This window comes from Daejeonella rubra (assembly GCF_900103545.1).
Taxonomy (GTDB): domain Bacteria; phylum Bacteroidota; class Bacteroidia; order Sphingobacteriales; family Sphingobacteriaceae; genus Daejeonella; species Daejeonella rubra.
On the sequence record NZ_FNHH01000015.1, the window covers coordinates 31,541 to 48,182 of the forward strand.

The 16,642-nt window shown below is 36.8% G+C and carries 19 protein-coding genes; 13 read left to right on the forward strand and 6 right to left on the reverse strand.

The genetic code is table 11. From position 1 onward, the window contains the following. Nucleotides 1-214: 214 nt before the first annotated feature. The 10 genes from cyoE to BLR27_RS11275 all read left to right on the forward strand — a co-directional run bounded on the left by cyoE (nt 215) and on the right by BLR27_RS11275 (nt 6,362). Nucleotides 215-1,105, forward strand: coding sequence for a heme o synthase (cyoE, locus tag BLR27_RS11230; protein WP_090704938.1), 891 nt, complete (start codon nt 215-217; stop codon nt 1,103-1,105). 6 nt (nt 1,106-1,111) lie between these two features. After that, nucleotides 1,112-1,693 (forward strand): cytochrome c oxidase subunit 3, encoded by a 582-nt coding sequence (locus BLR27_RS11235; RefSeq protein ID WP_176767680.1) that lies wholly within the window; start codon nt 1,112-1,114, stop codon nt 1,691-1,693. A 23-nt stretch (nt 1,694-1,716) separates the two neighbouring features. Beyond that, a complete protein-coding gene (locus tag BLR27_RS11240; RefSeq protein WP_090704941.1) occupies nt 1,717-2,406 on the forward strand; it encodes a cytochrome c oxidase subunit 3 in 690 nt (229 codons plus the stop codon). A gap of 21 nt (nt 2,407-2,427) precedes the next feature. Further along, nucleotides 2,428-2,769, forward strand: coding sequence for a cytochrome C oxidase subunit IV family protein (locus BLR27_RS11245; protein ID WP_090704942.1), 342 nt, complete (start codon nt 2,428-2,430; stop codon nt 2,767-2,769). After that, nucleotides 2,769-3,476, forward strand: a complete 708-nt coding sequence (locus BLR27_RS11250; protein ID WP_090704944.1) for an SCO family protein — start codon at nt 2,769-2,771, stop codon at nt 3,474-3,476. Before BLR27_RS11245 ends, BLR27_RS11250 begins: the two co-directional genes overlap by 1 nt. 24 nt (nt 3,477-3,500) lie before the next feature. After that, on the forward strand, nt 3,501-4,040 hold the full coding sequence (locus BLR27_RS11255) for a DUF420 domain-containing protein (protein ID WP_176767681.1): 540 nt from the start codon (nt 3,501-3,503) through the stop codon (nt 4,038-4,040). Between the two features lie 93 nt (nt 4,041-4,133). Further along, the gene (locus BLR27_RS11260; protein ID WP_176767682.1) at nt 4,134-4,409 is read left to right on the forward strand and encodes a hypothetical protein; all 276 of its coding nucleotides are present in this window, start codon (nt 4,134-4,136) and stop codon (nt 4,407-4,409) included. Between the two features lie 55 nt (nt 4,410-4,464). Then, complete coding sequence (locus BLR27_RS11265; protein WP_090704947.1) at nt 4,465-4,872, forward strand: DUF983 domain-containing protein; 408 nt, start codon at nt 4,465-4,467, stop codon at nt 4,870-4,872. Next, nucleotides 4,850-5,512, forward strand: coding sequence for a DUF2461 domain-containing protein (locus BLR27_RS11270; protein ID WP_090704948.1), 663 nt, complete (start codon nt 4,850-4,852; stop codon nt 5,510-5,512). Before BLR27_RS11265 ends, BLR27_RS11270 begins: the two co-directional genes overlap by 23 nt. 10 nt (nt 5,513-5,522) lie before the next feature. Continuing rightward, a complete protein-coding gene (locus BLR27_RS11275; protein WP_090705035.1) occupies nt 5,523-6,362 on the forward strand; it encodes an OmpA family protein in 840 nt (279 codons plus the stop codon). 50 nt (nt 6,363-6,412) lie between these two features. On the opposite strand, the gene rfbC is transcribed toward BLR27_RS11275, so the two are convergent. From rfbC to BLR27_RS11290, 3 genes are read right to left on the reverse strand one after another with little or no spacing between them, the layout of a single operon-like run. Next, nucleotides 6,413-6,955, reverse strand: coding sequence for a dTDP-4-dehydrorhamnose 3,5-epimerase (rfbC, locus tag BLR27_RS11280; protein WP_090704950.1), 543 nt, complete (start codon nt 6,953-6,955; stop codon nt 6,413-6,415). Beyond that, entirely contained in the window at nt 6,952-7,260 is a 309-nt protein-coding gene (locus BLR27_RS11285) for a DUF4286 family protein (RefSeq protein ID WP_090704952.1), read from the reverse strand. Before BLR27_RS11285 ends, rfbC begins: the two co-directional genes overlap by 4 nt. A 46-nt stretch (nt 7,261-7,306) precedes the next feature. Continuing rightward, entirely contained in the window at nt 7,307-9,112 is a 1,806-nt protein-coding gene (locus tag BLR27_RS11290) for a tetratricopeptide repeat protein (protein ID WP_090704953.1), read from the reverse strand. Between the two features lie 297 nt (nt 9,113-9,409). Here BLR27_RS11290 and BLR27_RS11295 point away from each other — a divergent pair, with 297 nt between their 5' ends. The 3 genes from BLR27_RS11295 to BLR27_RS11305 are packed head-to-tail and all read left to right on the forward strand — an operon-like array spanning nt 9,410 to nt 13,666. Next, complete coding sequence (locus BLR27_RS11295; protein WP_090704955.1) at nt 9,410-11,296, forward strand: S9 family peptidase; 1,887 nt, start codon at nt 9,410-9,412, stop codon at nt 11,294-11,296. Then, entirely contained in the window at nt 11,271-12,974 is a 1,704-nt protein-coding gene (locus BLR27_RS11300) for a sensor histidine kinase (protein ID WP_317040472.1), read from the forward strand. The genes BLR27_RS11295 and BLR27_RS11300 overlap by 26 nt, the downstream gene beginning before the upstream one ends. Nucleotides 12,975-12,976: 2 nt before the next feature. Beyond that, nucleotides 12,977-13,666 (forward strand): response regulator transcription factor, encoded by a 690-nt coding sequence (locus BLR27_RS11305; protein WP_090704957.1) that lies wholly within the window; start codon nt 12,977-12,979, stop codon nt 13,664-13,666. A 62-nt stretch (nt 13,667-13,728) separates the two neighbouring features. Here BLR27_RS11305 and BLR27_RS11310 read toward each other — a convergent pair whose 3' ends face one another. The 3 genes from BLR27_RS11310 to BLR27_RS11320 form a co-directional block, all read right to left on the reverse strand. Beyond that, nucleotides 13,729-14,388, reverse strand: a complete 660-nt coding sequence (locus BLR27_RS11310) for an MOSC domain-containing protein (protein WP_090704958.1) — start codon at nt 14,386-14,388, stop codon at nt 13,729-13,731. 84 nt (nt 14,389-14,472) lie between these two features. Continuing rightward, nucleotides 14,473-15,351 carry a UbiA family prenyltransferase gene (locus BLR27_RS11315; protein WP_090704960.1) on the reverse strand — a complete coding sequence of 293 codons (879 nt, stop codon included), beginning with the start codon at nt 15,349-15,351 and terminating at the stop codon, nt 14,473-14,475. A gap of 19 nt (nt 15,352-15,370) precedes the next feature. After that, nucleotides 15,371-16,636 carry a metallophosphoesterase gene (locus BLR27_RS11320; RefSeq protein WP_090704962.1) on the reverse strand — a complete coding sequence of 422 codons (1,266 nt, stop codon included), beginning with the start codon at nt 16,634-16,636 and terminating at the stop codon, nt 15,371-15,373. Nucleotides 16,637-16,642 lie beyond the last annotated feature (6 nt).

Below are 16,642 nucleotides of genomic sequence, written 5' to 3' on the forward strand. Positions count from 1 at the left end.
TGGCTATCTGGTTAATAGTCGATTTGAGTAGCTGCGTTCATCTCCGATAATTAGTGTTGATTCAATATCATTTATACGGTAGAATACATGATATATCTTGGGGGAATAGCATTTAAATATATTTCCTTAGTACTTTTGCAGTTTATCTGGCCTGAACAATTTTTGTATAATATTGTAAAATCAGATATTTTAATTTTGTGAAATAGAAAATAGAGTGAGGAATTTCATATCCGATTTCAATAAATTAATCAAGTTAAGACTTACGATGACAGTGGTATTTTCTGCCTCGATCTGTTTTCTTATGGGAAGCAGGTTTCAGGGAGATATTAACTGGTTCAATTGGATGATACTTACAATTGGTGGTTTTCTTGTAACAGGTGCTGCCAATGGTTTTAATGAAATTATTGAAAAGGATCTGGATAAGTTAATGAGGCGTACTATGGACCGCCCAATTCCATCAGGGAAAATGACGACCGGACAAGCTCTGGTACTGAGTCTTGTAATGGGTATTACCGGAACTTTAATGTTGGTTAGACTTAATTTCCCAACAGGCGTATTGGCTGTTCTCTCTATATTTTTATATGCCTTTGTGTATACACCAATGAAGAGAAAATCGCCAATTGCTGTTTTTATTGGGGCTTTTCCAGGTGCCTTTCCTCCTCTGATCGGTTATTTTGCTGCTTTCAATGAACCGGAAATATCCTGGATACCAATAATTCTTTTTCTGATTCAATTTGTTTGGCAATTCCCTCATTTCTGGGCCATTGCCTGGGTGCTTGATGAAGATTATCAAAGAGCCGGATTCAGATTGTTACCTACAACAAAACAGGATAAGACCAGTGCTTTTATTACGCTTTTAACTACCATCATTCTGGTACCGGTTAGTCTGATGCCAACAGTATATCTGATGCCGCCTAATGGGCAGGCTTTCGGTGGGAATATATATTTAGTTATTGCTCTGCTTGCAGGAGTATACTTTACATGGAAAGCTGTTTTATTGTACAAGAACAGAGATGTTCCATCGGCCAAAAATCTGATGTATACGTCTTTTTTTTACCTGCCATTGTTGCAGCTGGCTTTATTGTTTGACTTTATTGCAAAATAGATTACTATGGAAATTAAAAATGTACAGGTAGAGGATAGGCAGAATTTTAAAGCAAGAAAATTTTTAATGTGGCTGTTTATTATCTCTTCATTTATGATGTTTGCAGCATTAACGAGCGGATTTATTGTTTATACTGAAGGTAATGCTGAACGTGGCATTAAGGTTCTGCTGCCTAAAGCATTTATGTATAGCACACTAATCATTATTGTGAGTAGCATTACTATGCATTTGGCATACCTCTCTGCACAAAAACTACAATTTGGGAAGCAAAAGCTTTTCATCGCATTAACTATTTTACTTGCCATTGCATTCTTTTATAGTCAATTTTCTGCATGGCAGGTTTTGTATGAATCGGGCGCTTATTTTGTCAACTATAATGCCTCCCAGTCATTTATTTACGTGTTTTCTGGTGCGCATTTGTTGCATATTATTGCTGGTATATTTATGTTGATTTATGCTCTGATAGGCAAAATTCGCAATATTCCACAGGTGCGTAATATCTTTCGCATGGAAGTGACATCCATTTTTTGGCATTTTATAGATATCCTATGGATTTATCTATATGTTTTCTTACTTTTGAATCAATAATAAATCAAAATACCATTGTTTAAATGAGTACTACTGTATCAAAATTAGATGAATTAAAAACTGACGCCTGGAGTGGCGGAAAGTCGCCTTTTGCTGTAGAATATGGAAAACTGATGATGTGGTTTTTCCTTTTGTCAGATGCATTTACATTTTCAGCATTTCTAATCTATTATGGAGCCCAACGCTTCAGTAAAATTAGCTGGCCTGACCCTGATGTAGTGTTTCAATCTATACCGGGTATTGCAGATCATGGTTTTCCGCTTGTTTTTGTGGGTATCATGACCTTTATCCTTATTATGAGCTCTGTAACTATGGTGCTTGCTGTAGAAGCCGGACATCGTAATTCAAAGAAAGAGGTTGTGTGGTGGATGGTGGCTACCATTATTGGTGGAATGATGTTCCTTGGATGTCAGGCATTAGAGTGGTCACACCTGCATCATGAAGGATATTGGTGGGGAAGTTTCCCGGCCTCCTATACCGGAGTTGATACGGTTGGCGCACTGCAATTTGCTAACCTTTTCTTTACGATTACAGGCTTTCATGGTTTTCACGTATTTACCGGAGTTGTCATAAATATTATTATTCTGTTAATGGTAATCGGAAATGTTTTCCAGAAAAGCGGAAGCTATCTGATGGTTGAAAAAGTTGGTTTGTACTGGCACTTTGTAGACCTTGTTTGGGTATTCGTATTTACTTTTTTCTATTTAGTTTAAAATCCTGATAATCGATATATAATGTCAGCAGAACACACACACGATGAGCATGCAGCAGAGCATGAGGGAATGACCAAGAAAAAGATCTGGCAGGTCTTCTTTTACCTATTAGGGATAACAGCTGTTGAATTCTTCATAGCTCTTTACATGATACCTAAGGGTTTGATAGGACACGGAATTGGTAACTTTGCTTATATCGCTCTAACGCTTGTTAAGGCATTCTACATAGTTGCATATTTTATGCACCTTAAGTTTGAAAAATTTGCCCTGAAAACTGGAATAACTGTTTCGTTAATTTTCATCATCTATTTTATTGTATTGATGCTAATTGAAGGCTCTTACCAGTTTGTTCAAATGAATTAATGAGTTTACCCTCATTTCCTATAAAAAAGGTCCTGGTATTGCTGATACTTTTGGCAGTACCAGGAACTTTATATTATCTGCTAAAGGAAAAGGGCCAGAATCGCTATCGTCCTTTACCTATTTATGGTACGAAACAGGTAGCAAAAACCTTCCACATTAAACGTCGAAAACAGATTCCGGATACTATTTATCATGTGGTGCGTGATTTTAAGTTTCTGAATCAAAATTCTGACTCCATAAGTTTTCCGGCCGATAGTAATCAAATCACAGTTGTTAATTTCTTTTATACCCGTTGTCCCGTTTTTTGTCTTGGAATGAATAAGGAGATGGCCCGGGTTGCAAAGATCTACAACAACAACAGGTTGATGCGATTTATTTCGATAAGTGTTGATCCTGAAAATGATAGCCCATCTGTACTAGCTGAATATAGTAAGCCCTTTGTTGCTGAAAATAAAAAGTGGGATTTCCTGACCGGCGATAAGGAGCTTATTTACTCTATTGCTAAGAATGATTTCCTTGTAGATGCTATTCAGGATACTTCAAATAAGCAAAATATAATTCACAGTCCCATGCTTATCCTAATTGATCCGCAAAAGAGAATCAGAGGATATTACGATTCCAGTCGCGGACAGGATCAGGTTAATTTACTGATTGATGAAATAAAAGTCCTGATTACAGAAGAATTACGAAGTATCAAGGATCGTTAATTTCTAGTTATTATACACAAGAGTATGAATGATAAATTTATTGCAAGGCTAATAACAGGTGTTTCTATTTTTGTTTTAATTGTTGTGGTTATTCTGCAGAGTAATGTTCTCAATATTTTTCCTGATAAATCTGCAATCCCATCCTGGGTATTTTTCCTTCCGAAGTTCAATGCAATGGTTAATGGTACATGCAGTATCCTGCTGCTGCTTTCTTTGTATTTTATAAAACGAAAGGATATTCCAACCCACAAGAAACTAAACATATTAACTTTTATTTTGTCTTCGCTATTTTTAGTATCCTATATTATTTTTCATGCTACCGGTATTAAAACCACGTACGGTGGAGAGGGAATTATCCGTTCAGTATATTATTTTATTCTCATAAGCCATATCATTCTTGCAGCTGTGGTTTTGCCGCTGGTATTGTTTAGTTTTCAAAAGGGACTTCAAATGCAGGTTGCAGCTCATAAAAAACTTGTTCGCTGGACCTATCCTATTTGGTTATATGTTACAGTTACAGGTGTTATTGTTTATCTGATGATATCACCTTATTATACGTTTTAAATACTTTGTCTGAATAGCGTCAGACATGAACTTAAAACCGATGATTCTCTCACAGAAATGTGTTTGTATTTCGATTTACCTTATCTTTGTAGTATGAGAACTTTTAAAATAATTCTTGTCGGCTTTATATTAATATTTTCTGCGCTGAGTTCATTAGAAGTATCTGCACAATGCTCTATGTGTACCCTAAATGCTGAAAATTCTGTTCAAAATGGTAATACAGAAGGTAAGGGACTAAACAATGGTATTCTATATCTTCTGGCAGCACCTTATCTGGCTATAGCTGGGGTAGGATTTCTTTGGTATAAGAAATACAGACGGAAAAGCGTTAGTATGAATATTAAGGACAGCAAGATTAATTTGAATTAGGATTCCTGTTCGTGTTTCTTTAAGCCTTTTTTATTTTTCAATATCCCTATCTTCTATGGCAAAAACATCAAAATTTGAAGCTATAGTGAAGGCAAAATGTCCACGATGCAGAAGGGGCAATATATTTTCCGGTTCACTATATGGCTTGAATCTTCAGACAACAAATGAAAATTGTTCTCATTGCGGTATGCGGTTTGAAGTTGAGCCTGGCTATTTTTACGGCGCCATGTATGTAAGTTATGCCTTTGTTGTAGGTGAAATGTTAAACGTGGGTCTGCTAACCTATCTGATAACTGGTAATGATAAATCCCCATGGTTATACATTACAGCGATATTGCTTTCTATTTTAGTACTTACCCCGGTTAATTACCGGTATTCTAAGGTTTTCCTACTTCATTTATTAACGCCTAAAATTAAGTATAACCCTGAATACGATACTGATGATAAAATCCGAAACATTTAATTTTTTAAATGATTTAGCTGCGAATAATAACCGTGACTGGTTTCTTGTAAATAAGGGGAGGCATGATGATGCTCGTACAAATGTTCTTGAATTCGCAGGTGAAGTTATAACAGGACTGTCTAAATTTGACCATACCATACCTTCAGGCTTAGATCCAAAAGACTGTGTAATGAGAATATACAGGGATGTTCGTTTCAGCAAGGAAAAAACTCCTTATAAGAGTAATTTCGGTGCTGGTTTTTCACAAAACGGCAAGAAATTTAATGGTCCGGGGTACTATTTGCATATACATCCTGAAGGATCTTTCATAGCAGGTGGCTGCTGGATGCCCGAAGCTGATCTTCTGAAGGCTATCAGACAGGAAATTGATTATAACGGGAGCGACTTTCGGGCAATCATTGAAGACCCTTCATTTATAAAGTATTATGGGAAGCCCGAATCTGAATATAAACTTAAAACATGTCCCAAGGGCTATGATTCAGATCATCCTGAAATAGAATACCTGAAACTAAAAAGTTTTACATTTAGCCATATGCTTAGCAGGGCAGAACTTACAAATTCTGGTGCTGTTGAACAGGTGGTAAATGGATTTGCAAAGTTGAACCCCTTTATTGCATTTTTGAGGAATGCCATTTCATAAAACTATTTGTATGAGAAAATTATTTATCCCTGCTCTTGCTCTTTTCTTAGTTAGCTTATTAGCTTCCTGTGTTGTTATGTCACCTAAGAAGTTAAATACCTTATTAGCTCAGAAAGACTCCCTATCTCTGGGCTGGGAAGCTTCAAAAAATAAGGTAAGCACATTGGAGGGCGAGATAGTAAGTTTAAGATCTGATAGTGCAATACTAAATGCCAGGATCTCTGATCTTGAATCAAAATTAAAAGGACTGGATGATAGTTATACCTCCTTGCGTTCAAATACATCTTCTGAAATACGGAAGCTTGCTGATGATTTGAAAAAGCGTGAAGCCCGTTTAAAGGAAGTTGAAGATATCTTGCGTAAAAGAGATGAAGCAACAAATGCTCTTAAAAACAAGCTGCAGAAGGCATTATTAGGATTTCAGCAGAGTGGACTAAGTGTGGACATCCGTAATGGAAAGGTCTATGTTTCTTTAACAGATAAGTTGTTGTTTAGTAGTGGTAGCATAATCATTGATGATAAAGGGAAGCTTGCATTGCAGGAACTTGCCAAAGTCTTAAAAACGCAGCCAGAAATCAATATCTCAGTTGAGGGCCATACGGATAATCAGCGTGTGGTAAACCTTGGACAGATCAAGGATAATTGGGATCTAAGTGTACTAAGGGCAACCTCAGTGGTAAGATTCTTAACAGAGACTGAAAAGATAGAGCATAATAGAATAACAGCCACGGGTAAAGGGGAATATCAGCCAATAGAGGAAGGCACAAGTGCAGATATCAGAAGCCGTAACAGACGCATAGAGATCGTATTGTCTCCAAAGCTGGATGAACTATATAATCTTATTAAGTAGTGTTTATTTAAAGCTATGCGTATTGCCGGAGTTTTGCTCCGGCTTTTTTGTTAAAAAGAAAGATCTTTAAATAGGGGTAAAGTTTGATCTTTTTCTGATAATATCATTTCATCTTGTGAAATTACCCAATCTATGTTCAGTTCAGGATCATTCCAAAGCACGCCAAATTCAGATGATTTATTATAAAGCCCCGAAACTTTATAAGTAAAGATCGTGTCATTTTCAAGAGTTACGAAGCCATGTAAAAATCCTGGCGGAACCCAAAGCATCTGATTGGTATCTCCGCTTAGCTCAATAGCCAAATGCTGTCCATAAGTTTCAGAATCCTTTCTTATATCAACAGCAACATCCAAAACTCTTCCATGAATTACACGAACAAGTTTCCCCTGGGCATGAGGGTCTGCCTGTGCATGCAGACCTCTTAAGGTTCCTTTTTGCGAGAGAGACTGATTATCCTGAACGAAATCGACATGAATACCTGCCTCATCAAAGCATTTCTTATTATAGCTTTCAAAAAAATAACCACGGTCATCTTTCCAGATCTTTGGTTCTACAATTAAAAGACCCTTTATTTTTGTTGTTATAAAGTTCATTGATTGTCAATAAAATCCATTACCGTTTGGAATGCTACAAGTTTATTATTGAATTGTTCAGGAGTGCTGGCCTGAATTAAGCGCTCATGTATTTGTCGGAATTCGTTCAGTTTTTCTAATGAATCCGAAATATACTGAATACAATAGGTAACGCCTTCATTTGGGGAGTCCACTACTTTTAGCATGCGGTTAGATACAAAACATCCAGTATTCATTACATCCGGGATCTGTTTTGTCTTGATCCAATTCAACCACTCATTATGGATTTCATCATCCAGAATTATGGTTACATTATATAATATCATGTTGCGAATATAGGAATAGGGATTTATAATTTAAGGCTGTATGCCTTTATCCAAGCTTGTCGCCTCGCAGTTTACGAAATCGTTTTCTTGCCTCAATAACATATAAACTGCCAGGAAAATCAGTTATTATTTTCTGATACAGTTCAAGAGCTTTAACAGGCTGGTTTAATCTTGTTTCATAAATGTCAGCCAGAATAAATACTGCATCATCTCCCCATAATTCTGATGGATAATTTTCTATTATTCCCATAAGCTGATCAATGGCCTGATTAAGGGTATTATTTTTTATGAAGATCTTTGATTTTGCCATCAAAATATCATCTGCCAGAGAGTTTCCCGGATAGAGTACGTTAATGCTATCCAGGATCAGCAATGCTTTATCCGATCGGTTTTTAAAAATCATAAGATCAGCATCTGCATACTTTTTAAGTGCTGCAGTATCAGTTTCACTTTGAAGATTATCTGAAATAAGTAAACTTAGGTTTAGTGCATCGTTCGCTATCAATTGGGAGGTAGAACCTTTTAATACATCAAGTTGTGCTTTTGCCCATACAAAATCACCCTGGTAATAAGCTAATTTTGCACTCTTAAACCTTGCTTCCTGTCCCAGGGGCTCATTTGCATAAGCTTTTTCAATTTGGCCATATAAAAGAGCTGCTTCCCAAACCTCTCCGGTAAGGATGTAAATATCACCAAGCTCTGATTTTGTTTGTCCGATAATATGAGGTGGTAATCCCGGGAGTTCCAATAATTTCTGAAGCTGCTGGGCTGCTACGGCAGGTTTTTCAAGGTAATAAGCCTGAAGATTTGCCAGTTGACGTATTGCAAATGCTGTTCCTGAGCTTCTTCCAAATTCATTCAGAAGAGAGTTGAAATCATTTTCTATTGTGATCAGATCTTCTTTACTGAACTTTAAAGAAGTTAGCTGTCTGGTTTTTACATTTAGCAGGTCAATTTTGGCTGGAAGATAATACCTGCCTGAAGCACCTTTTGATACCAGATAGTTTAATGATTCAATTGCCTGATCAAATGCCTGATTTGATACCAGCAAACGGGATAGCTCAAAGACCCTGCTTCCATCTTCTTTTAGTCGGCGATCCAAAGCAAGTGTTTGCCTTAATGCCATGTCGAAATCCTTTTGCTGAATAAATTGCCAGGTTAAAAATTCTGTCATGACAATACTTTGCGGCTCCTTTTGAAGTCGGCGCAAAATCGATGATCTTAACATATCGAAATCATCTTTGCTTTCCAGAATATTTCCCAGTACGTTTTGTGCCTGGGGTAATGCCTCTGGATTTGTACTTAGTAGATTGATATATTCCTGAATTAGCATTATTTTATCCTTTCGGAACCGGTACAGACTCAGCAGATCATAAGTAAAGGCATTATCCTTATTAAGCAGCTTTCTGCCGGTGAGGAAGGCTTTAACTGAAAAATCATACGCCTCAGCACGATAAAATGTTATCGCAAGATCCTTTATCGCAAACTCATTGGCAGGCATGGTCCTGATGAGTGTATTAAACCATTCTGATGCTTTTTCCTGTTCGCCTTTTTCCTGATAAATGCGACCAATATCAACTGAATAGGTGAAATTGCCGGGATTGCTTTTTAGCAGGCTGCGTGAGAGTTTTTCAGCCTCCGTAAATTGTTTAAGCTTAAGCAAGCTGTTTATATATGGATCGTAATAGCTTGAGTTTTTGGTTCGGTTGAATAGTTTTTCATACAGTAAAGCAGCTTTTTCGAAATCTCCGGATTGAAAGTATTGCATGGCCAGGGCTTCTTCTGAACTTAGCTGAGCCTTTAGTCCTGCAGATGAAATGAACAGTATAAGCAGAAGAATGACTTTCTTCATAATTGTTTGTTGTTACTCATTTTTCCGAATTCATAAAGTTAAGGCTAATGCAATTAATTTTGCCTGAAAGTCCAAATTAAAGTTCTGACCGATCAGCTCATTGTTTTGCAATAAATAGTCCTTGTAGTTTAAATGTTACGATAAGTTTTTTATGATTGTAAAGGAATTTATTACATTGAAAGATTAGTTTCAAAACAGCCTCTGATATTTTATAGTTGTAACATTTATCTGTATTTTTTTGCAATGAAGCGGGTATTATAGTTTTTTGAGCGAAATTTGAATAAATAGTAGTGGATAATGCCGGTATTTAAAAATTACTTTTTCTTATTTGTATTGCTGACACTTGTGTCATGTTCTTTTGAGGACACTGTTGAGAAAATTCCACTTGAGAAATTTTTCAGTGTGCCTATAAAAACATCCTTTCTTGTTTCCCCCGATGGTAAATTTATTTCCTATCTGAAACCAGACAATAATCGCATTCATATTTATGTAGAGACCTGGGATGGGAAAAATACCACTCAGCTAACATGCGATACTAACCGCAGTATTTCAAATTATTTTTGGGCAAGCAATAATGAGATTCTTTATCTGAAGAGTGGCCCTGAAGATAAAGATGCCGGACTATTTGCGGTAAAAATTGACGGTTCAAACAAAAGGGAGCTTTTGCCATTTAACAATGCAAAGATCAGGTTAATTACTACGGGCAGGGTTTACGATGATCAGGTTTTGGTTGCTCTTAACAGGCGTGATTCTACGGTTTTCGATGCTTATAGATTAAATATTCAATCCGGGAAATTGTCCTTACTTCTTGAAAATCCAGGAAATATAACTAAGTGGTACTCTGATCCTGCTGGTAAATTGCGTATGGCAATAGCAAGTGACGGGGTTAATGAAACTTTATTATATCGTGATGTTGAGAATCAGAGATTGAATCCTGTATTGACAAATAATTTCAAAACCAGCATTCTACCTGTAGCATTTAGTGCAGATAATAGTTGTATTTATGCTTTATCAAACCAGAATCGTGATAAGATGGCACTGGTTGAATTGGATTGCAAAAGTGGAAAAGAGCATCGAACCATTTACAGTAATCCAGAGGTAGATGTATCTGAAGCAATATATTCTGTAAATAAGGATAAACTGATATATGCGGGATATGAAACCTGGAAAAAGGAGCGTCACTATCTTGATGATACTGTCAAAAGCATGTTCAATAAGCTTGAAAAGCTACTCCCAAATACAGAGATCCGTGTGAGCAGTTCTGATTCGGCAGAAAGGAAATTCATTATCCGTTCTTATACTGACCGAAATCCCGGTTCATTTTATCAATATACACCTGGTGAAAATAAACTGGTTAAATTAAGTGATATTAACTCTTCCCTGGCTGTTGATGATATGTCTGAGATGAAACCTGTCAGTTTTAAAACCAGAGACTCACTTACAGTAAATGGCTATTTAACACTTCCCAAGGGCAAAGCAAAGAAAAATCTTCCGGTAGTTGTGATGCCTCACGGCGGGCCTGATTCAAGAAATAGCTGGGGCTATAATTCTGAGGTACAGTTTCTTGCGAACAGAGGTTATGCAGTGTTCCAGGTTAATTTCAGAGGTTCTAAAGGTTATGGTAAGAAATTTTGGATAGCAGGTTTCAAAGAATGGGGTGGAAAGATGCAGGATGATATTACAGATGGCGTTCGCTGGCTTATTTCAGAGCAGATTGCTGATTCTTCACGTATTGCCATTTATGGATCAAGTTTTGGTGGTTTTTCAGCGCTTCATGGTCTTATTTCAAGACCGGATTTATACCAGTGCGGGGCATCCTATTCAGGTTTTACTAACTTATTTACTTATCTCAAAGATATTCCACCCTATTTCAGGCCATATCAACAGATGTATTATGAAACTGTTGGAAATCCTGAAACAGATGCTGACTACTTCAGAGCGGTTTCGCCTGTTTTTCATACTGATAAGATCAAGGTCCCGGTATTAATTGCCCAGGGCGCCAGAGATCCAAGAGTGAATATGAATGAAACGAATCAGTTTGTAAAGGAACTGAAAAAGAGAAAGGTTCCGGTCACCTATATCTTAAAAGAAGACGAAGGGCATTTTTTTAGAAATATTGAAAACAGATTAGAGTTTTACAGAGAGCTCGAAATATTTCTTGATAAAAATCTTAGCCGTAAGTAACGGAATGAAGGAGTATCAGCAATCTTATCGTAAAAACTTTTCTCTGGTTATAATTTTTCTGGTTCTAATTACAGCTGCCCTGGGAGGTGCATTATATCTCGCCTATAAACTCACCAGCAAATACGTAGAAAATGACTTCGCCTCTCAGAAAATTGAGGTTCTGGAAGAAACTGTAAGGCCCTATAATGATTTTTTTCAAAATAAGATCCCTGAAATTTCTTTCTATCAGGGATATCTGGATTCTGCACAAGCGGCAAAATACATTGATACCATATTTCGCAAATTCAAGTTTGTAGATCGTGTTGTTTTTTATGATGCAGCAATAAGTAATCATAATATCCCCGATGGAATAAGGGTTAATAATTTTTCTTTAGGACCCAAAGCAGTGTACCAGTTTGCCAGAAATCTCCATAAAGATTCAATAGTACTGTTTAAAGATGATCAGCCAACCAGTACTTTCTCCTTAAGGACTGGCGATGAGTTCAACAAGATGGCAATCAAGTTCAGTGGGTTTATTGAGTCGGCAGATACGACGCGTGCGCTGAATGACTCTGATCGTTTTAGTGTTTTTTATAGTATAATGTCTGAGAGGATCACCTATATGAACATTCCCAGAAGGGAAGAGTTGAAGATCTATAAAGACCTGATGTCGAATGAACAGAATTTATCGCCGGTTTATGAATTGGATATGCTTTCCTTCTATCTGGATCCGCTAAAACTGAAGATAAAGAATACAAATCCTGAATTGTATCAATCGATCAATATTAAACCGCTGGTTTATGAGTCACTTGAAAATAATTCAGAGATCATCAGTAATGATCTTCCCTTATCGGGTCCTTTTTCTGATTATAAATTGTATTTCAGTTCGAGTAAAAATTTTTTGCGGAAGGAGATCAATACCAGATTTATGCCTATTGCTGGTGGTTTATTTGTTTCATATTTCGTTCTCGTATTAATTGCGTATTTGATTTTTAGAAATCTGAATATCAATAGCAAACTATTTAAGCTTCAGTATGATTTTATAAATAACCTGACTCATGAGTTTAAAACTCCGGTTAGTGTAATCAAGATCGCGGGTAATAATATAAGGAGTGCCTCCAATCTCTCCGATAAAGAAAGGTTACATTATGGTAAGATACTGGATGAAGAAGCAGATAAACTTAATGATTTGATGAATAAATTGCTTTCATTTACTCAGATTGAAAATAAGGCTATAAAAATTAAACCAGAGAATATAAATCTGGAGGTCTTCTGCCAAAATTTAATTGACAGTTATCAGTTAAAATATCCTAATTTTGATATTAGCTGTAATATTGAAGGTGCTGAATACTTTAAATCTGATCCTGTTTTATTAGGAAGCATATTTCAGAATCTGATCGACAATGCTTACAAATATTCCAGGCCTGACAATAAGATTTTAAAGATCAGTATTGCCAAAAGTAGAAAACAGTTAGTTTTCAAATTTTCCGATCATGGTATCGGTATTCCTGCTAAAGATCTTACTAACATATTTAAAAAGTTTTTCAGAGTTCAAAATGAATATAACCAGCAGGGTAGCGTTGGTTTAGGTTTGGCTTTCTGTAAAGAACTGGTTAAATTTATGAATGGAACAATATCAGTGGAAAGTGTGGTTGGCAAAGGATCTGAATTTACAATAGAATTGCCTTACGATTTATAATTATGCAAAAAGAAATTAAGATTGCCGTTATTGAGGATGATGAGAATTTGAGATTCCTGGTAGTACATCGTCTGCAAGCTGAAGGTTATAAAGTTGTGGATGCTTCTGATGGGCAGCTTGCAGAAGAGTTGATCATGACCGAGCAACCGGATATTGTGCTGCTCGACTGGATGTTGCCAACTAAGCAAGGTTCTGAGGTTTGCCAAAATGTACGTAAGCTTGGTTTTGACAATCTGATCATCATGATGACAGCCAAGTCACAGGATATTGATAAAATTGATGCCTATAGCTTTGGAGTTTCAGATTATGTGACCAAGCCCTTTAATATGGACGTACTGGTTGCCTTAATTGATAATAAAGTAAAATTTGTAATCAATAACGAAAAGTCTGAGGTTTACAAGTTTGGTAATATGGAACATCATCCTAATACGCATTCCTTAATGCGCGATGGGAAAAAGATAGAACTTACCATTCTGGAAAACAGGATTCTGCTTTATTTTCTAAAGAATGCTAATACGGTAATAAATCGTGATGAATTAATGATGGTTGTATGGGGGTATAACTCTGATGTGAATACCCGTACACTCGATATGCATATTGTTCGCCTGCGCAAGAAGATTGAAAGTAATCCTGATCGCCCACACTATATGCAAACAGTGCGTGGAGTAGGTTATAAGTTTGTGATCGATTAATACCTCCTATTCTTGAAGATTTCATGATCAAACTTTGAAAGCAATTTTCTTATTGCTTTGAATTATAATTTGATCAGTTTTTTTTCAAACATGACCCGCCATTCCTCAGTTAGTTCCGGTAGGTTTATTAATCGCTGAAGCCATTCTTTATTTTCGGGATCGTGATAACGTACATGATTCACGTCCATTACGGATATCTTTTCAGGGTGTGAACTAATGTGGATGAGCTTATCTGTCATTCTAACAAACCCCGGTTTGATTGTTCTTAGATAATAGCCGGTCAGTCCCGTAGTTTGAAGGTGAACAGGAAATTTTTTGTAGTTATACCTGATGCCGATCATATAGCAGGGTCCGCGAGGTTCTGATACTTCTACCAGTGCTTCACCTAACTGATACCGGTCGCCTATGTAAATATGGCTTTCATTCGCATTTTCACCTTCCAGCGTCAGGTTCTCGCCAAATGCTCCCTGCTCCAGATCAAATCCCAGCTCTTTTTTCCATTTTGCAAAATGATCGGAATTATAGCAGCATATTGCCTTATCATTACCGCCATGATGTTTAGTGTCCTTTACCATGTCGCCTGCAAATCCTGTAAGTCCCAATTCAATACCTTCAGTTTGAATAGCTTTCTTTCTGAACGCAGTTAACGCTTTCTGATGATCTGATACCAATAATTCTGCTTTACCAAGAATGTTTAAGGAAATAATATTGATGTTTTTCATCAGAATATAATTTGTTTTTTAATGGTTATGAAGCTTGCATGAGCTTATTCATTCCGGTTTGTGAGCGGTAAGCTCATGCAGGTTTCATAATGGAATAGTACTGAATAAAAGCAGCATAATAAATTGGAGGATCATTGTTCCATCCAGAAAAAGAAAGTAATAATATTCATTTTTCTTCCATTTCGATTTGAATATAAGCCAACCTGATAAAATAATGGTCAGGCTAAGTGCGAAGAAATCTTTATCAATCTTTTCAGTAAGGGTAAATAACAAAAACATATAGGCCGCCAGTAATCCCTGACATATCAATAATGATTTCTTTTCACCAAGAATCACAGGTATAGTTTTTAGCTCATTGCTTTTATCCTGAAAGAGGTCTCGTATATCAAATGGAACAGTAATAGCTGCAATGAAAAGAAATCGCTTTGAAAATAAGAGTATCGTTTCATTTATTGTAATTGACGCAGCATTATTGCCATCTATTTCAAGAATTGGAAGGAGGACACAGCTTCCTGCCCAAACCATGGCGATGATGAACAGCTTGACTCCCGGAATATTGCGCAGACCAAATCGTTTATCATGAATAGTGAAAATGGGTAGGTTATAGGCAACAGAAATTAAGCCTAAACCTATCAGCAGTATTCTGGATGATGTACTAAGAAAGAAACTTAATGGGATTATTGCGACAACTGAAATGATTGTCAGGGTGATCATCAGCCGGTAATGAGAAAATATCCATCTGACTCTTCGAAATCCGGAATTCTCTGGTTTGTCGGGTTTTGATATCAGAATACTGAAATTATAGAGGGCCAGTGTGGAACAGAATAAGAGCCCCAGTACATACTCATGAGGTTTTACCTGTAAGAGCCAATAAGTAACCATGCCCTGAGAAACTGCGCACATAGCAATGAAAATATTGCTGAATAACAGAAAATCCAGAGTTTGCCTAAGGTATTTGTTCATATTTGAACCCGGGATCAGATCATGAATCGCCCCGTCGTAATTCAAATATCGTAATTTCAGGTAACATTCCTACGCGTCCGGGATAGCCAAGGAAGCCGTATCCAACGTTCACGTACAATTGCTGAGCACCATCCTTATAATGTCCTGCCCATTCTTTATATACATATTGCGCAGGACTCCATTGAAATTTCTCTGTAACTATACCAAATTGCATACCATGGGTGTGTCCGCTAAACATGGCATCGATCTGAGGATATTCAGGAAGTACCTGAGCCCTCCAGTGAGATGGGTCATGCGACAAAAGTAGTTTAACCGGAACATCATCTGTATTTTTGATAGCCTTATCCATCTGTCCGTATTTTGCAAATCTCCCAACCCCCCAGTTTTCAATGCCGAGAACTGCAATTTCTTCACCTTCTATTTTTATTCTTCTGTTCTCGTTTAGCAGAAGATCCCAACCCATGTTCTTATGAGTTATCTTAACATCAGCCAGGTTTTTAGATTTTGCACTTGATCCACCCTGTCCGAATAAATAATCTCCGTAATCATGATTTCCCAGAACAGAGTAAACTCCCAGGGGAGCTTTTACTTTTGAAAATATATCCTGATAATCCCTCATTTCTGAGGCTAAATTGTTCACCAGATCACCTGTGAAAAATATCAGGTCAGGTTTCTCTTTGAGTAACATTTCAACTCCACCAAGTACAGCCTTACTATCATAGAAACTTCCTGAATGGATGTCAGACAGCTGTCCCAATGTAATTCCATCAAAGGCTTTTGGAAGGTTAGGTAAAAAAAGTGTTTTTCGTTTTATACGATAGTCATACGCACTGGAAACAACTCCATATGTTAAAGATGCCAACGGTAATGCGGCAATAAGTGTTCCGGCTTTTATTAAAAATTCTGATCTGGGAATAGCTTCCTGCTTAATTTTATCCCCATTTTTCTCATCACGAGTTCTGCTTTTAAACTTTCTTTTGATCCATATAAATCCCCTCCGAAGGTCATCAGTGATTAAAAAAGGAAGTATAAATATTTTGGATACAAAGGTCAGAAAGAAGACGACCAATATGATGGATCGAAGGAGAAATTTAATATTAAAAAATATACTGATAAATACTCCTATTATCAGTAAAAAGGTATAGCCCCACCAGATATAAGTAAATGATAAGTATTTGTTATTCTTCCATTTCCAGCTAACCGACCGAACAGCCCTGTAAATATATATATCAATGATAATCAGCAGTATGCTGATTATTATTAATCCCAAAATCCGATTTGCCATTAATTG

Bases quoted from the DNA above. Each gene is read 5' to 3' on its own strand.
- BLR27_RS11250 (WP_090704944.1), top strand. From the start codon at position 2,769: ATGAGTTTACCCTCATTTCCTATAAAAAAGGTCCTGGTATTGCTGATA.
- BLR27_RS11275 (WP_090705035.1), top strand. From the start codon at position 5,523: ATGAGAAAATTATTTATCCCTGCTCTTGCTCTTTTCTTAGTTAGCTTA.
- BLR27_RS11285 (WP_090704952.1), bottom strand. From the start codon at position 7,260: ATGATATTATATAATGTAACCATAATTCTGGATGATGAAATCCATAAT.
- BLR27_RS11245 (WP_090704942.1), top strand. From the start codon at position 2,428: ATGTCAGCAGAACACACACACGATGAGCATGCAGCAGAGCATGAGGGA.
- BLR27_RS11235 (WP_176767680.1), top strand. From the start codon at position 1,112: ATGGAAATTAAAAATGTACAGGTAGAGGATAGGCAGAATTTTAAAGCA.
- BLR27_RS11315 (WP_090704960.1), bottom strand. From the start codon at position 15,351: ATGAACAAATACCTTAGGCAAACTCTGGATTTTCTGTTATTCAGCAAT.
- BLR27_RS11320 (WP_090704962.1), bottom strand. From the start codon at position 16,636: ATGGCAAATCGGATTTTGGGATTAATAATAATCAGCATACTGCTGATT.
- BLR27_RS11260 (WP_176767682.1), top strand. From the start codon at position 4,134: ATGAGAACTTTTAAAATAATTCTTGTCGGCTTTATATTAATATTTTCT.
- BLR27_RS11305 (WP_090704957.1), top strand. From the start codon at position 12,977: ATGCAAAAAGAAATTAAGATTGCCGTTATTGAGGATGATGAGAATTTG.
- BLR27_RS11290 (WP_090704953.1), bottom strand. From the start codon at position 9,112: ATGAAGAAAGTCATTCTTCTGCTTATACTGTTCATTTCATCTGCAGGA.
- rfbC (WP_090704950.1), bottom strand. From the start codon at position 6,955: ATGAACTTTATAACAACAAAAATAAAGGGTCTTTTAATTGTAGAACCA.
- BLR27_RS11240 (WP_090704941.1), top strand. From the start codon at position 1,717: ATGAGTACTACTGTATCAAAATTAGATGAATTAAAAACTGACGCCTGG.
- BLR27_RS11270 (WP_090704948.1), top strand. From the start codon at position 4,850: ATGATAAAATCCGAAACATTTAATTTTTTAAATGATTTAGCTGCGAAT.
- BLR27_RS11310 (WP_090704958.1), bottom strand. From the start codon at position 14,388: ATGAAAAACATCAATATTATTTCCTTAAACATTCTTGGTAAAGCAGAA.
- BLR27_RS11265 (WP_090704947.1), top strand. From the start codon at position 4,465: ATGGCAAAAACATCAAAATTTGAAGCTATAGTGAAGGCAAAATGTCCA.
- BLR27_RS11295 (WP_090704955.1), top strand. From the start codon at position 9,410: ATGCCGGTATTTAAAAATTACTTTTTCTTATTTGTATTGCTGACACTT.
- BLR27_RS11255 (WP_176767681.1), top strand. From the start codon at position 3,501: ATGAATGATAAATTTATTGCAAGGCTAATAACAGGTGTTTCTATTTTT.